Source organism: Sphaerisporangium sp. NPDC051017, assembly GCF_040683095.1.
Taxonomy (GTDB): Bacteria; Actinomycetota; Actinomycetes; order Streptosporangiales; family Streptosporangiaceae; genus Sphaerisporangium.
Genome location: NZ_JBFBCI010000165.1, coordinates 1 through 1119 on the forward strand (window position 1 = coordinate 1; position 1119 = coordinate 1119).

1 protein-coding gene is annotated in these 1119 nt (G+C 58.7%); it reads right to left on the minus strand.

The window, feature by feature from the left end; genetic code table 11:
* Nucleotides 1-30: 30 nt before the first annotated feature.
* On the minus strand, nucleotides 31-1062 hold the full coding sequence (locus tag AB0M95_RS41055) for an IS630 family transposase (RefSeq protein WP_363777232.1): 1032 nt from the start codon (nucleotides 1060-1062) through the stop codon (nucleotides 31-33).
* Nucleotides 1063-1119 lie beyond the last annotated feature (57 nt).

Consider the following 1119-nt stretch of genomic DNA (forward strand, 5'->3'; position numbering starts at 1 on the left):
TATTAACACGAAATGATTGATCTGGACGATCTATTGAGTTATGTAGGCGAGGTTCGGCTTCCGGAAGAAGGCACGGACAATTTCGGGGAACTGTCGCAGATTCTCCAGCGCGCCGATAGCCTTCGAGTACAAGTCAGCCGCGTTCTTGGGTGCGCTCTTCCCGATCTGGTCATGCTTCACGTTCTTCCACACGAGCTCGTCGGGATTCAGCTCAGGCGAGTACGAAGGCAAGATAAACAGCTTGAACCGCCCCTCCGTCGACTCAACCCACTTCTTGGTCATCTTGGACGTGTGCGAGCTCGCACCGTCAACGATCAAGTAAACTTTACGGCCGGCCGCGTTCGCCAGAAGCTTCTTGCAGAACTCGATGAACACCTCGGAGTTCACCGTTCCAGTCCGCACGTCGAAATCGATCCTGCCCTGAGCCGTAATTGCCGACAGCATGGTCACCGTTGCCTTGCCGCCTGTGCTTTTGATGATCGGAGTTTGTCCCACCGGTGCCCACGTAGTGCCCGAGTGGTAGTCCGATCGGATCGAAGCCTCGTCGCCAAAGCACAGCTCAGCGTCCTCCCGGAGAGCCTCCGAACGGATCTTTGGAAACTCCTCCTCCCGCCACCGGGTGACCGCCTCGGGATTTTGCTCAATCGCCCGATGAATCGGCCGCTGCGGGGAAAGTCCCAGATCACGCAGGATCTTCCCGACGGTCGGCAGCGAGACGTCGATCCCCATCTGCTCAAACACCAAGTCAGCGACGATGGCGCGCGTCCACAGAGCCGAGTCGAACCCGAAGTCCTGCGGCGTGTGATCGCGGATCATGCGGAACACCTCCTGACGGGCCCGGTCATCGAGCTTCTTAGGCCCTTCCGGACGTGGCTTGGCCACCAATGCCTCCAGTCCGCCCGCGCGGACCTTCCTTTGCACCTCGAACGCCCACGCCCTGCTCCGGCCAAAGATCTTCGCAACGTCTTCCGCGCTACGTCCGGCCAGCAGAAGGCGACCTGCCCGCATCCGGTCACGCTCTTGATCGCTTTGGGGGAGTCCGCGACCATCGGTCTCTCGCACGAAGTGATCATTCCACAAGATTCACAGATCGTCTAGATCAAAGATTTCTGCTTAATA